The following is a 14,039-nucleotide window of genomic DNA, read 5'->3' on the forward strand; positions in this document are numbered from 1 at the left end:
TAACACAAGCAAGTGGTATAATTTACAAAATAGTCAATAGAGATGGAGGGTCTTTATATGAAAAAAGATGGTCATACACACACCGAATTTTGCCCCCACGGCAGTTTTGAACCTGTTGAAAAAATGATTCAACAGGCGATTAAGCTAGGCTTTAAAGAATACGCCATTACCGAACATGCTCCCTTACCACCAGACTTTGCAGAAGTCTACGCTGGCGAGCCCCAAGGTCTCCAAACAGCCAGCATGTCATTCAACGATCTGCCTTTATATTTCACCACGATGGAGGGGTTGCAACAAAAATACGCCAGTGATCTCAACATTAAGATTGGCTTTGAAATGGATTATTTGCCATTATTTGAAAATTGGACCAAGGATTTTCTGACGGAGTACGGACCTCGCACCCAAGACGGTATCTTATCGGTTCACTTTCAAGCGGGACAAGGAGGCTGGTGGTGTCTTGATTACACGCCAGAAGAATTCGAAACAGGCTTAGTCTCTCACTACCAAGACTTTCCTACAATCTATCAGGAGTATTTCAACTTGATCCACCAATCTCTCACAGCCGATCTTGGACCTTTTAAACCTCAACGCCTTGGTCACATGACGTTGATTCAAAAATTTGAACAGTTCTTTCCACAAGATACGGCCTTTTCTCAAACCAACCGCCAGTACCTAAAAGAGCTTTTAGCCGAGATCGCCCAGAAAAAGTATCAATTGGATTTTAATACGGCAGGTTTAGACAAACCCTTCTACCAACAGACATACCCTTCTGCTGACATCCTTAAAGAAGCCCAAGCTTTAGGTATTCCCTTTGTCTTCGGTTCCGATGCCCATAGCATTGCTGAAGTCGGTAGACACTATCAGCGCTTTAGTAACATATAAACCTTTTCTATCATCAACAAAAGAAGCACCTACCCAAATCCGGTAGATGCTTCTTTTTTAATAGCGGTAGTGAATCGTTTCCTGATAAGTCTCGTATAACTCTTGATTGAGTTCATCGCCGCCATCTAAATTAGCAGAATAAAAGATCGGCGGATAGCTCATGCCATGATCGACAAGTCTTTGACAAACTTCGACGACAATTGCGTTTAAAATAGTCGCGCCGATAACTGTCGAAGACGGCCCTACTCGTTGCTCAATGCCAACAATTTGACAGCTAGCATCACCAATTTCACCGTGATTGTCAATCACCACATCACTGACATCGTAGAGCATCTTACCTGAGGGATGGCGAGAGGTTGTGGCTTTAGAATAAGTCATATTTGTCAGCGAAATAACACTGGCACCTTTTTCTTGAGCCACCATTCCCAGTTCTATGGTCACAGGATTACGTCCAGATACAGAGTGAAGGATTAAGACATCCCCCTTTTGAAAATCGACCTGACTAGCTAAAATAGTGCCATATCCTGGTAAACGCTCCATTTGACTCGTCAACGTAATCGGCTGATTATCCAACATGATTTCCTTACCAAAAATCGGATTAATACTCATCAAACCGCCAGCCCGGTAAAACATCTCTTGAACTAAAATACCAGCATGACTGGCGCCGAAAATATAAATCGAGCGTCGTTGCTCAATCGCTTCAACTAATAAGTCTGTCGCTTCTGCCATAGTTGTTGCTTCTGCTTTTTCTACTACTTGTAACAGTTCATTAATCATCTCAAAATATTGTAGTCTCATCATCACACCTCATTAAAATATAGTTGCAAGTAATTTCGCTAGCGGACCAAAGAGAGAAAAATCATTCCCACCAAAAATAAGTAACCAATTAGAAATGGTCCCGCTGAACATGGCCACAGAAATCCCCATGAGTAAAACCATCACAATCGACGCAACGGCTGTTCCGATGATGCTACCTCGTAAGCCACCTTGTCCTTCACCAATCACTGCAGCCGCACCACATTCAAAGAAGCTCGTAATCACTAAAGGTACCAGAAGAACGCCAAACATATTTGTGGCATTGGCGATGACAATCATCACTGTTGAGGTAATCATGGCCACAATAAAACCAATAATAACGGCATTTGGTTTGTAGTTAAAGATAATGGGGCAATCAAAAGCTGGAATCGCATTGGGAATCAGCTTTTCAGAGATTCCCTGGAAGGCTGGAATAATTTGATTGATCAACATTCTGACACCGTATAACATCACCAGTAAACCTGCGCCAAACATCAACCCATTGTTAATCGCGGTCATGACTAAATTACCGCCCTCTTCCACTAGCGACGGAATGGCTAAGCCAATCACGCCATACATTAAAGCGATCACAATGCCACCAGTTACAGAAATTTCTCTAAAGAAAGACAGGCTCTTAGGAACATTAAGGTCTTCCGTAGAGCGCTCTTTATTACCGACTCGTTTGGCAACAAAGCCGGAAATTAAGCTTAAGAAACCTGTTGGATGACCAAGTAAAAAGCTTTGATCGCCAGTGGCATCCCAGACATACTTCCGTAAAATCCAAGGCATAACAGACCAATACAAAGCGGAGCAAACTGCGCCAAAGATGATCAAAGGCGTACCACTCATCCCTCCTTCAACACCTGCGGCCACGAAAACAAACGGGAACCACCACAACATGTGACCTGTTAAAAAGATCGTTTTAATTGGCGTGAAGCGAGCAATCGCTAAATGCAAGATTAAACCTAAGAACATTGCCAGGCCTACATCACCGCCATGAGCTGCCGTAAAGGTAATGTCATTTAGCCCTTCAGTGGCGGTCCCTCCGCTTGCCAGAGTTGATTGAAAGGCAACATTGATCGGCGCAATCGTCCCAACTAGCATTTCCACACCTTTATTTAAAATAACCATGCCAAAAGCGGCGGATAAAGAACCTTTAATAATATCTGAAATGTTTTTCTTTTGAACAATTAATCCAAGTGCTGCAATTAACCCCAGTAAAACCGGCGGATTTTTTAGTATATTGTTTGCAATAAAATCCATGTTAGAACCCTCCATTTTTTTATTTATCTGACAGTCGCACCCCAGACAACGATGAACAGCCGAAGTCCCCTAAACTCTTGAGTCTTTAGCAACTGACTTGAGAGTTTAGGCGTTCACAACTTACGCTTGTGTGCTTAAATACGCTTCCAAAGCGGCTTTAACCTCGACTAAATCCATGTACTTTTTAATCGGATAGATCGGTGACTTAGTTGAACCTTTCAATTCATCCAGCAACTCATTACTGGTAAAAATAACATCTGCTTGGCTTCCTTTTGCACTGCTAACGTCTGTATTTTCAACCTCTGCTTCAAGGCCCAATTCGGCAACAGCCTTTTGTAACGTCATTTTTAGGACCATGGATGATCCCACACCAAACCCACATACGGCTAAAATTTTCATTTTATTCCACCTCCTTTCACATCGCGATCTTGGCTCAATAGTGTCATTGGCTATTGAGTGTTATTAATAATGGTTAAAATCGCATCAATGTCACCACTTAAGAAAGTATCAAAAGCATCCTGGTTTAGTAATATTGACGTAATTTGCGCTAAAGCGGCAATGTGGGCCTCATGATCAATTGCCCCTAAAACTAAGAATAACTTAACGGGTACTCCTGCCAGATCAATCGGCTCATCTGTCACTAATAACGACATCGACATCTCATTAACGCCCGCACCTGCCTTAGCATGCATTAAAGCAAAATAATCAGTTAAAACCATATAAGGGCCATTGATTAAGACATTTTGCTTCATGCTTTCCACATAACTTTCATCAATGGCCCCAGCTGTGACTAATGGCTGACTTGCGATTTCCGTCGCTTCTTGCCATGAGGACAGTGTTGTCACATGCTTAATTCGTTCCCTAGTTAATAATTTTCCTAAATCTGTTTGTGCCATTTTTGTATACTCCTTTGACCATTCTCTCTATCTGTTGACTCATTGTTCCTGCTCATCATCGAATAAAATACTGTGAAAAATTTGTTGCCGATCGCTTTTAAGAAAAACAGCTTCAACTGTTTCACGATCATAAATCATTTTGAATACCCTCATGAGCATTGGTTCAACATAAGCAACATCTTCTTTATTAATTGCTAGCATCATCACCACGTCAATATCTTCTTCTCCCCAAGGGATTTTGTGGGTATTAACAACAATCTTAACCTTTGACCGCCGAACATAGTGGGGATTCCCATGAGGAACGGCTACGCCATTACTAATATTAGTAGGGGCCAACGATTCTCTGCCAAAAATAGATTGCCTAAATTCTGACGTCACGTGTTCTTCTTGTTCCAATTCAGTGCATAAAAAATCCAATACTTCCGCTTTGGAGTCATAGTGTTGATTGACATAAATGTCCGACAACTGTAATACATCCAATATCAGCGAATTAGCGGCACTTAAGGTCGCAGGGGCCTTAAAATAGGCGCTTCGCTCAATAAACCAATCACCGTATTTATCCAAGATTGTTTTAACGTCTCGTTGAGTTAAAATAGGAGAGACTTTGATAATTTTATTGTCAGGAACTGCCAAAGTAATCGTTGAAATGATAAAATCAAAACCAGATAAATCGTTCTCTTCAAGTTGATTTAATGACAGCGTTTCATAACTCTCACTATTCGGTAAAACCTGACGAACTTGGCTGGCCAATAAAGACGATGTACCGTAGCCATTGGGACAAACAAATAGAACTCTTAAGGTTTGACGTTTCCTTTCAATTGCTGCTTGGAAATGGACCATGATAAATGCGACCTCATCTTCTGAAAGATTAATCGCCAATTCCTTTTCCAAGTCCATCATCACAAACCAAGTCAAGCCATACATCACGCTGTACTTCGATTTAATAACAGCTAGTAAGGGGTTCTTAATCTGACTATTATTCTGAATGCGATAAATCATGGGAATAATATGAGTCACCAATCCTTCATGTAACAGCTGGTCATCCCGTAAATTGATTCCAACAGATACTGACATCTTACTGACCGCTTCACTTATGAAGCGCTGATAGGTTCCATTGGTTTCAACTAGAAAATTGACTGGTTCAACCCCACTGGCTATCAGTATTTTGTTAAGGTAGAGCAAATCATTCTTAGAAAAAACAACACCCAATTTTGCTTCAACTTGTTGGGAAATATCTAAAGCAAACAAATAGGTCGTCATGTCCCTTAATTGTTCATAAGAATAATCGATCGTCATTGGCTTCTCCAACCGATGATGATGCCTTCCTCGGCAAACTAAAACAATCAACGCGGTTTGGATATTGCGAGCATTTTGATCACTGATTTGAGTTTTGATTTTTTTTAAGAAAGAGCTGTGGATTTGTCGCAAGTCATCCACTAAGTCTGCTTCAAAAAAATAGTAGTACAGTTGTATCATCAACTCTTCATCGCTGGATTGGCTCCAAGTATATTCACTAATAAAATGCCGCAAAACTCCTTGAATCGCGTATTCGTCACCTTTAAAAGAAGTCCCTAAATGATCGATGGTTAAAGGAACTGGACTACTGTTAAAATATTTTTTCACCTGCTTCATATCAGCCGCTATTGAACTCCGACTGACATAAAATAATTCTGACAATTGCCGATAAGAAACGATTTCGTTTAACAGCAACAATTTCTTGATGATCGCCAATTGACGGTTGTTGGTTTGAGAAAAGTCGACTAGCCCCTTTTCCAAAAGTTCCTCTTGGAATTTTTTTAGCAGACTGACCTCCCCTTCAAGCAAATACGCTTCTGATCCTGACTTAACTAACTCTAAGCGATAATCTGACGCGATAATCTCACTCACTTTTTGAAGGTCATTTTGAATGGTTCGTTTTGATACACCATAGACCTCTGCCCAATTGCTCAAATCAGACACTCGCCCAGTCTTGCCTAAGGTAATAAGCATCTCCTGTATCCGCTTATTTTTCATTTATCCACCTCCCCCAGTTTTCTTAAGGATTAATCATAGTTTACATGGCTTTACTCATTCTTAATAGAACAAAGCTCTACCCCCTTTTCGGTAAAACAACTGAACAGGTCCCTTAAAGTTCTTGTTCAGCACAAAAAAACTAACTGCAAAATTTCTACAGTTAGCTATTCATCTACTATTATAATTTTTTTTCGTAACCTTCCATCGGTGCCACTTCTTTCAGATAAGCATTTGATTCCGTAGTCTCATCAGTACTCAAATGAATCACCTCACGAAAAGAAGTCTGCAAGTAGTGTTGCATCGCTCTAGGAATCGTCAATTCATCAAAATCACTCGGCGAAATCTTATAGCGAATACTTGACTGGTCATGACGGATCACTTTCTGAACCCACTTTGGTTCACGAATTAATTCTCTACCGAGAGCCGCAAACTCCACGCCCTGTGCCAAAACCTTTTCAACTTCCTCAGGCGTTTCAAGTGATCCCACCCCAATTAAGGGTAACTCACCGATCGCTTCTTTAATGGAAGTTACCACTGGCAGTTGATTGCTCTGGTCATTCATCGGCGTCCGCCAAACATGCCCTAAGGAAATATGTAAATAATCCAGCTCTGACTTGACTTTCTTGACGAAAGCTAGTGTGTCGCTAAAGCGAATGCCCGGTGTTTCAAACTCTTCAGGTGAAAACCGATAACCTAAGACGAAAGGCTCTTTTGCCGCTTCTGCAATGATTCCTTTTACTTTAGCTATGACCGCCAAAGGAAAAGCCAGACGCTTTTCAAAACTGCCTCCCCAGCGATCGGTTCGGCGATTTGAATGGGGAGAGACAAATTGTTGCAACAAATACGTATTGGCTCCATGAAGCTCAACGCCATCAAAACCAGCTGCAATTGCTCGTCTTGTGGCCTGACCAAACTCGTCAATTATCGTTAAGATCTCCGTTTCAGTCAATTCTCTAGGCACTTCCGCCCCTGCTCTCGCCGCGGCAATGGCGCTGGCACTGACTGCCTGCTTCCCACGTAAGATACTGGAATTCGACATTCTACCGGCATGAAAAATTTGTAAAATGGCTTTTGTCCCATCTTGCTTAATGGCGGCTGCCACCTTCGCTAAACCAGGAATAAAACGGTCATCTGTTACGCTTAGTTCACCCTCAAAGCCTTTACCTGATTCGGATACATTGGCTACCCCTGTAATAATCATCCCTGGCCCACCAGCCCGTGCGGCGTAATAGGCAACCTCATCATTCGTGACCTGTCCATCATGAAAACTAGACATCGTGGTCATTGGAGCCATCACAATTCTATTTTTGACTGTCATGCCATTCTTAAACCTATAAGATTCTAAAAATTGATACTTTGACATCATCGAGCGCCTCTTTCACTATCTATTTATTAACACTTTCGATTATATCGACTTTTCTCGATATGTCAATATGTAAGCTCAAAAAATAACTTAAGAACTAAATTATTCCTAAGTCATTTCCTTTATAACTCCTGATTAATCGCCTGAGAAAAGGCCTTAATAAACGGTTCATTTCGCCTGTAATACGTGTGTTTACCGTGACGTTCAGACTCCAAAAAACCAGCATCTTGCAGGATTTGCAAATATGACGACACTGTCGATTGGGATAAGTGAGATTTATCTTGAATATCCCCGACGCACACACCGCCTTTTGTCGATAGATTAGCATGTAAAATCGCAGTCGGTTTATCAAAGTATGCTTCAGGTTTTTTTAGCCATCTTAACATTTCCAAACGGTTATCATTCGCTAAGGCTTTAAAGGTATTTTGGTTTATCATCTTTGCAACACCGCTTTCTTCATAACTACCAACAAGTTCACGTCATTTTATCATTTCCACCGAGCCATAGCAAGTACTGACCATGCCAACAGTAAAAAATAGCTTGCTCAAACCACTCCCTGCTACAAAGGGCTCTAGTTCAACATCTTATGCATATCTTAAACATTTTTACTCTTTTTTAGAATTTCACCAGCCCTGACTATGGTAAAATTAAAGTAAGCCACATTCAGGAAGTTGAAAGATGATTGACCTATTACGTCATAGTGAAACCGAGTTCAATAAACTAGGCAAATACCAAGGGCTTTTAGATTCTCCCTTGACTCCCCTAGATCGCGCCCAAGTCTCCCAAAACAGTGTCTTACTTAAACAACAGTTAACAGATACGCAGAACATTAAGATTTACTCGAGCCCCTTAGGTCGAGCGATGGAAAGTGCCAAAATTTTATACCAATACTTAAATTATCCCTTTGACGATGTGATCATCGACCAACGACTTCAAAAAGTTGATTTAGGCGACTGGTCAGGCCACAGTTTTTCCGAGCTTAAACAGGACTATCCTCAAACATTAGCGACTGCCAATCAATTTCATTGGTACTTTCACTCACCAACTGGCGAGTGTTACGACCTTGTGATGACTCGCTGCCGCAATTGCTTGAAAGATATTGACTCAGAAAAATGCACCATTGTTGTGAACCACGGTCTTTTAGGCCGAATTCTAAGAGGGGCATACGCCAACCTTGAGGAAACTAACACCCTTGAGCAAGACGTTCCTCAAAAAGGATTTTATCGCTTAAAAAACCAGAAAATCAGCTATTGTACAGATGATTTTGAGCATTACACGTAACAACCCAATGATCTCGTAAAGCGGTTAAGGACTGGTGAATTTCCCAGTCAATTCCTTAAGTTTTATCTGATTTCTTTCGGATTATCCAATCAATTCTAAAGAAACTATTAAGAGTTCCTAAAAGGCGAAAACTGACTGTTTCATTTCATATTATGAGTGAAGATGAAAAAAAATAAGCGAAAGAACTGACCATTTCCCAGGATTTTGCGCCACAGTTATCAGATAGAACACAGTCGTAAAGGAAGCTGACCATCAGCCGAAAATAAATGAGCATACTCCGCCTTTGAAAAACAATTTACTTTCAGTCATTTTTACTTTGTCATTGCACACTTTAATTTTGACATCTGACTAGACAGTCTTATAACAGTAACAGTGCGAGGACATGGACCAACTGTCATCTGTTAGGTAGGAAAATAATAACAGTTAAAATTCGCATTCTAGCCTCTATCTCAATTTAAAAATATGTTATTTAATGAGTGATGTCATCACTCAGCTGTTGAGGTTTGACCGTCAATCGGAAAACAAAAACCTTGATATAACAGCTTTTAGCTACACTGAAAACTCGGAGGGAGTGACAAAATCACTCATTTGCTCTTTTGTTATATTATTTTTTGGAAAACAACCTTTTAAAGAAAATTTTTAATATTGTTATTTAATGAGTGATCACATCACTCATCTGTTGAGGTTTAATCGTCAAACGAGAAATAAAAACCTTGATATAACAGCCCTTAGCTACACCGAATTCTTGGAATGAGTGACAAAATCACTCATTCACTCTTTCGTTATATTATTAAGCGGGAAACAACCTTTTAAAGATAATTCCAAAAATCGTTATTTAATGAGTGATCACATCACTCATCTGTTGAGGTCTGATCGTCAAGCGAAAAATAAAAACCTTGATATAACACCAGTTAGCTACACTAAAATCTTGGAATGAGTGACAAAATCACTCATTTGCTCTTTCGTTATATTATCAAGCGGGAAGCAACCTTTTAAAGATAATTCCGAAAATCGTTATTTAATGAGTGATCCCATCACTCAGCCGTTGAGGTTTAATCGTCAAATCGAAAAAATAAAACCTTGATATAACAGCCCTTGGCTACATCGGATTCTTGGAATGAGTGATAAAATCACTCATTCACTCTTTCGTTATATTATTAAGCGGGAAACAACCTTTTAAAGATAATTCCGAAAATCGTTATTTAATAAGTGACGCCATCACTCATCCGTTGAGGTTTGATCGTCAAATCGAAAAATAAAAACCTTGATATAACAGCAGTTAGCTACACTAAAATCTTGGAATGAGTGACAAAATCACTCATTTGCTCTTTCGTTATATTATCAAGCGAAATCAACTTTTTAAAGACAATTCTAAAAATCGTTATTTAATGAGTGATGCTATCACTCATCCGTTGAGGTTTGATCGTCAAGCGAAAAATAAAAACCTTGATATAACACCAGTTAGCTACACTAAAATCTTGGAATGAGTGACAAAATCACTCATTTGCTCTTTCGTTATATTATCAAGCGGAAATCAACCTTTTAAAGATAATTCTGAAATCGTTATTTAATGAGTGATGCTATCACTCATCCTTTGAGGTTTGATCGTCAAACCACAAAATAAAAACCTTGATACAGCAGCCTTTGGCTACACTTAAAACTTGGAGGGAGTGATGTCATCACTCATCTCAAGTTTCGTTATATTCACCCCGACGAGCCTGTCTTCAAATGACGTTTCTCAGTACTGATATCAAACGAACTAACTTGAACTATGAGGACGTCTCCTCCTTTAGAAAAGCTGAACGAAGTGTTCAGCCCTGAAAGTAATATATTTAGGTGTTGCCTCGTGAAGCTAGATCCAAACTGCGATACAGAGAAAGTTTTATACTTTACTATCGAGTAAAAAAACAAGCTGCCTGAAATCAGACAACTTGCCACGTTATTTCTTATTTTAAAGCTTTGACAAACTCACTTGATTGATCACCGGCTTGGCGCCCAAAAATAATGATGTCCGCCACGGCATTACCACCGATTCTATTTTGACCGTGAAGACCACCAGCAGCTTCACCGGCAGCATATAAGCCTTTAATAACCGAACCATCTTCTTTTAACACTTCGGTCTTAGTGTTAATCTTAACACCACCCATGGTATGGTGGATGCCTGGAGCAATTTTTATAGCATAATAAGGGCCTTTGGATAAATCATGATCCATCCCGGTTTCTCGATTAAACTCACCGTCTTTTTGCTCTTTGACACTAGTGTTCCATGTATCAAGCGTACTGGTCAAGGTCCCTGGCTCTACCCCTATTTCTTTTGCTAGGTCTTCAATTGTGTCACCTTTTTTGACAAATCCTTGTTTTTCATAAAAATCAATAGCTGTTACTCGCTCTTTCACACCAGCGTCAAAAACTAAATAAGCCGCTTTTTCCTTTAAGCCAATAATGGCAGCAGAGACAGTGTCACGTGTTTCTAATTCATTGATAAATCGATTGCCAGCTTGAGAGACGAGAATGGCTCCTTCGCCGCGAACCGCTTCGGTAATTAAAAAGGACGTCTCTTGTTCAACTGTCGGGTGAATTTGAATCTCTTTCAGATCAACTGTGGCGCCACCTAATTTTTCAATCATCTTGATGCCATCACCTTGGCTACCTGCTTGATTCGTCGTGACAAAACCTTCAAGCTCCTTGTTGTATTCCGTTACCATATCCAGATTGGCACCAAAACCACCTGTTGCCACCACAACGGCTTTCGCTGAAATGACTTTTTCATCTTTCCCATTAAATGCCACTTTAACACCTGACACGACGCCATCTTTTTCTTCAATTTCGGTCACATCAGCATCAGTAAACAATGGGATCTCCCGTTCATAAACATTTCGTAACAATCCATCGACTAAGTATTGACCAACAGCTGACCCATCGGCAGGACGGTGAGTCCGTTTGACACTCATGCCACCAGTCGTTGTTAAGTTGCTTAATTCAATTCCCATTGAATCTAGCCAATCGATAGCTGATGATGATTGATCAACAAAATAACGTAATAGTTCTTGATCATTTGTCCCTTTGCCGCCTTTTAAAGTCTCCTCAAAAAACAAATCATTCGTATCTTCGATCCCCTCTGCCTTTTGGTACTTCGTTTCAGAGGCATTCATTCCTGCAGAAGCTTTAACTGTATTACCACCTGCAACAGGCATTTTTTCAAATATCACTGGATTCATGCCTTTTTCTTTTGCTTCAATGGCTGCTGCCATACCACCACCGCCAGCACCGACTATCACAACATCATAGCTATCTTTCAATTCATCTAGTGATGTTTTTTGTTGCTCAGAAGCTCCTGAGGTAGCATCTGTCTTTTCAGTCGTTTCTTTTGTTTCAGTCGTTGCCTTTTCTGTTTTCCCACAACCTGTTGCTAACATCATCACTGATACGAATGAAAGTAGCCCGATACCAATCTTTTTCATCTAATTTCCTCCTGATTTGAACTGTCTTTAACTTAAAATTCCTGAATAATCAAGCCAACCTCTTCTTAATTGCAGTAAATTTACAAGTTATTTTTTTCACAATTACAGTTTAACAAAAAGATTGTGAAACTTCAATCATGTCTCTGATTCCTTATTGCTTTCTCATAAGGAAACGCCTTATATTAGAGCTTTTTCAGAATAACTTTTTTTCATGGCGAAGGTTCTAGCTTTTCGATAAGGCCTATAAAGTGTTATACTATTAATCAGCAACAGCCTTCTTAGTAACCATCACCTTGGATTTCTGAGAACAATAGGAGGTCTTTCCATGTATCAATTCGCCCAAAGTTTAATCATCGAAAAAGATATCGCTCGTAAAGTTAGTATCTTAGAGTTTCTAACTAATTCTGAAACCGTAACAGTTAAAGAGATTGCTGATCAGATCGGCTTTTCTGCACGGACAATTTCAACAGATATTCAAAGTTTACGAGACTCGCTACCTCAGGGATGGCAAATTGACTCTTTAGGGAATTCAGGCATTGTCTTAAAACGTCAAGCGGACGTGCCAATTTCCAGCCTCTGGGAAGAATTAGTGGAGCAATCGATCAGTTTTCAGCTACTAAAACTGCTTTTTCGCGGTCACAAACTAACCAGTGGAGCCGTAGCCACCAAATTAGGAACGTCAACAGAGAGTTTGCGTCGCCTGATAAGCTTTCTAAATAAAGAGTTGCGGCCTTATCAACTAAAGATTTCGACTAAAGGCAAGGTAACCTTAGTCGGCTCTGAAGCTGACATTCGCATCTTTTATCATCGTTTACTATTGCCCTTTACTCACGCTAATTTCTTTTTTGATGATTACCCCATTCATGAAAGCTTTTATCATCAATTTCTAAAAGAGTTGGATCGAGATCAACTCGCCCCATCACTTGAAAACATCTGGGGAATTTGCTGGTACTTTATTAACACCATTCGCATTAAAGCTAATTGTCGGATTGATATTGAGCAAGTAGACATGAGTGACCCCTTGTTTAAGCTTTTTGCGCCTTATTTAACACAGCTTTATCAGCGGGAAGGCATTTATCTAGATGGTGAAGAGGGATTCTTTGCTTTTTATTGTTTTATTGAAAGTTGGAATTTTAGTGAGGTACCTCCGGTTAAAACCGAAGACTTTATTCGTCGTCATTATCAAGATCTTCAACAATCATGTGATGCCATTGTCCATCAATTATCTAATGATTTAGCAGTAGATTTAAACAAGACGTTCTTTGCGAAAAACCTGCTATTGCTCTTTTTGAAATACACTGAATCAACAAGTCTGTCAGAAAAATTTGTCTTAGCTCACTTGGAGGTGCTTAATTACGGGAAACAAAATTATGCTAATTACTGGCAATTACTTGCTAAACACTTAGCGGATTCTCCATTTTATCAGTCGCTAGTTTACCCTGATCATTTTATTAGTTCAGCTGTCTTATTACTGGCCGAAGCGATTAGCCAAGAGGTTAGTGCCCGACGCCATGTTTACTTCTCATATCAAGGAGAACCGGCTTGGAAAGCCTATCTGGCAAATGAACTGGATGCTATTTTCGGTGGACGCCTCTCGTTGGTTTCCATCGAAATTGAAGAGTTATTAGGTTGTGACTTAGACGAAGAAGATGTGGTTGTCAGCAATCACCCCATTGAAGAAAACATACCGAATAAAGTCTTTTATATTTCCACAATTCCCACAAAAAAAGAAATTAACAGTATCAAAGAACACTTTGCCTATCTATACTTTTCTGGGCTATGATAGCAATTAGGTTCTTGAGCTCTTCCTTATGAGCCAAAAAAACAGTGATCCCTTCGAGTAAGCTGCTGAAAAACGAATAGATTTCTTTCGTTTTAATCTTTAGAGATAAAATAATAAGGGTCCAATCCCTGATTTTGGGATTTGACCCTTATTTTATTCTCTTTTATTCATTCATCAGAGTCATGATTCTTTTTAAATTCGTTACAAACAACGTCGTGGCTGCCTGAACGGTCATGCCAAATAGACCATCACTTTGACTGGTCGCGTATCCATGCCGGTTTTTTATCTCACTATTTTTCGCT

11 protein-coding genes are annotated in these 14,039 nt (G+C 39.9%); 3 read left to right on the forward strand and 8 right to left on the reverse strand.

The features are described from left to right. Positions 1–57 precede the first annotated feature (57 nt). The gene (gene hisJ / locus I6N95_RS25290) at positions 58–882 is read left to right on the forward strand and encodes a histidinol-phosphatase HisJ (protein ID WP_209532719.1); all 825 of its coding nucleotides are present in this window, start codon (positions 58–60) and stop codon (positions 880–882) included. A 57-nt stretch (positions 883–939) separates the two neighbouring features. On the opposite strand, the gene I6N95_RS25295 is transcribed toward hisJ, so the two are convergent. The 7 genes from I6N95_RS25295 to I6N95_RS25325 all read right to left on the reverse strand — a co-directional run bounded on the left by I6N95_RS25295 (position 940) and on the right by I6N95_RS25325 (position 7,649). Continuing rightward, entirely contained in the window at positions 940–1,680 is a 741-nt protein-coding gene (locus tag I6N95_RS25295; protein ID WP_209532721.1) for a sugar isomerase domain-containing protein, read from the reverse strand. 12 nt (positions 1,681–1,692) lie between these two features. Further along, the gene (ulaA, locus tag I6N95_RS25300; RefSeq protein WP_209532723.1) at positions 1,693–2,940 is read right to left on the reverse strand and encodes a PTS ascorbate transporter subunit IIC; all 1,248 of its coding nucleotides are present in this window, start codon (positions 2,938–2,940) and stop codon (positions 1,693–1,695) included. A 120-nt stretch (positions 2,941–3,060) separates the two neighbouring features. Next, positions 3,061–3,339 (reverse strand): PTS sugar transporter subunit IIB, encoded by a 279-nt coding sequence (locus I6N95_RS25305; RefSeq protein WP_209532725.1) that lies wholly within the window; start codon positions 3,337–3,339, stop codon positions 3,061–3,063. 50 nt (positions 3,340–3,389) lie between these two features. Next, entirely contained in the window at positions 3,390–3,836 is a 447-nt protein-coding gene (locus I6N95_RS25310) for a PTS sugar transporter subunit IIA (RefSeq protein ID WP_209532727.1), read from the reverse strand. Between the two features lie 39 nt (positions 3,837–3,875). Then, positions 3,876–5,849: a BglG family transcription antiterminator gene (locus I6N95_RS25315; protein WP_209532729.1), complete on the reverse strand. Its 1,974-nt coding sequence runs from the start codon at positions 5,847–5,849 to the stop codon at positions 3,876–3,878. 178 nt (positions 5,850–6,027) lie between these two features. Beyond that, on the reverse strand, positions 6,028–7,215 hold the full coding sequence (locus I6N95_RS25320; protein WP_209532731.1) for an NADH-dependent flavin oxidoreductase: 1,188 nt from the start codon (positions 7,213–7,215) through the stop codon (positions 6,028–6,030). Between the two features lie 119 nt (positions 7,216–7,334). After that, positions 7,335–7,649 (reverse strand): ArsR/SmtB family transcription factor, encoded by a 315-nt coding sequence (locus I6N95_RS25325; RefSeq protein WP_209532733.1) that lies wholly within the window; start codon positions 7,647–7,649, stop codon positions 7,335–7,337. A gap of 241 nt (positions 7,650–7,890) precedes the next feature. On the opposite strand from I6N95_RS25325, the gene I6N95_RS25330 reads away from it, so the two are divergent. Further along, the gene (locus I6N95_RS25330) at positions 7,891–8,493 is read left to right on the forward strand and encodes a histidine phosphatase family protein (RefSeq protein WP_209532735.1); all 603 of its coding nucleotides are present in this window, start codon (positions 7,891–7,893) and stop codon (positions 8,491–8,493) included. 1,946 nt (positions 8,494–10,439) lie between these two features. Here I6N95_RS25330 and I6N95_RS25335 read toward each other — a convergent pair. Further along, on the reverse strand, positions 10,440–11,954 hold the full coding sequence (locus I6N95_RS25335; RefSeq protein ID WP_209532736.1) for a flavocytochrome c: 1,515 nt from the start codon (positions 11,952–11,954) through the stop codon (positions 10,440–10,442). A 325-nt stretch (positions 11,955–12,279) separates the two neighbouring features. Between I6N95_RS25335 and mafR the strand changes: the two genes are divergently transcribed. Then, positions 12,280–13,737 carry a global transcriptional activator MafR gene (gene mafR, locus I6N95_RS25340; RefSeq protein ID WP_209532737.1) on the forward strand — a complete coding sequence of 486 codons (1,458 nt, stop codon included), beginning with the start codon at positions 12,280–12,282 and terminating at the stop codon, positions 13,735–13,737. Positions 13,738–14,039 lie beyond the last annotated feature (302 nt).

This window comes from Vagococcus allomyrinae (assembly GCF_017829975.1).
Lineage (GTDB): Bacteria > Bacillota > Bacilli > Lactobacillales > Vagococcaceae > Vagococcus_D > Vagococcus_D allomyrinae.

Bases quoted from the DNA above. Each gene is read 5' to 3' on its own strand.
- I6N95_RS25330 (WP_209532735.1), top strand. From the start codon at position 7,891: ATGATTGACCTATTACGTCATAGTGAAACCGAGTTCAATAAACTAGGC.
- mafR (WP_209532737.1), top strand. From the start codon at position 12,280: ATGTATCAATTCGCCCAAAGTTTAATCATCGAAAAAGATATCGCTCGT.
- I6N95_RS25335 (WP_209532736.1), bottom strand. From the start codon at position 11,954: ATGAAAAAGATTGGTATCGGGCTACTTTCATTCGTATCAGTGATGATG.
- ulaA (WP_209532723.1), bottom strand. From the start codon at position 2,940: ATGGATTTTATTGCAAACAATATACTAAAAAATCCGCCGGTTTTACTG.
- I6N95_RS25295 (WP_209532721.1), bottom strand. From the start codon at position 1,680: ATGAGACTACAATATTTTGAGATGATTAATGAACTGTTACAAGTAGTA.
- I6N95_RS25310 (WP_209532727.1), bottom strand. From the start codon at position 3,836: ATGGCACAAACAGATTTAGGAAAATTATTAACTAGGGAACGAATTAAG.
- I6N95_RS25315 (WP_209532729.1), bottom strand. From the start codon at position 5,849: ATGAAAAATAAGCGGATACAGGAGATGCTTATTACCTTAGGCAAGACT.
- hisJ (WP_209532719.1), top strand. From the start codon at position 58: ATGAAAAAAGATGGTCATACACACACCGAATTTTGCCCCCACGGCAGT.
- I6N95_RS25325 (WP_209532733.1), bottom strand. From the start codon at position 7,649: ATGATAAACCAAAATACCTTTAAAGCCTTAGCGAATGATAACCGTTTG.
- I6N95_RS25305 (WP_209532725.1), bottom strand. From the start codon at position 3,339: ATGAAAATTTTAGCCGTATGTGGGTTTGGTGTGGGATCATCCATGGTC.
- I6N95_RS25320 (WP_209532731.1), bottom strand. From the start codon at position 7,215: ATGATGTCAAAGTATCAATTTTTAGAATCTTATAGGTTTAAGAATGGC.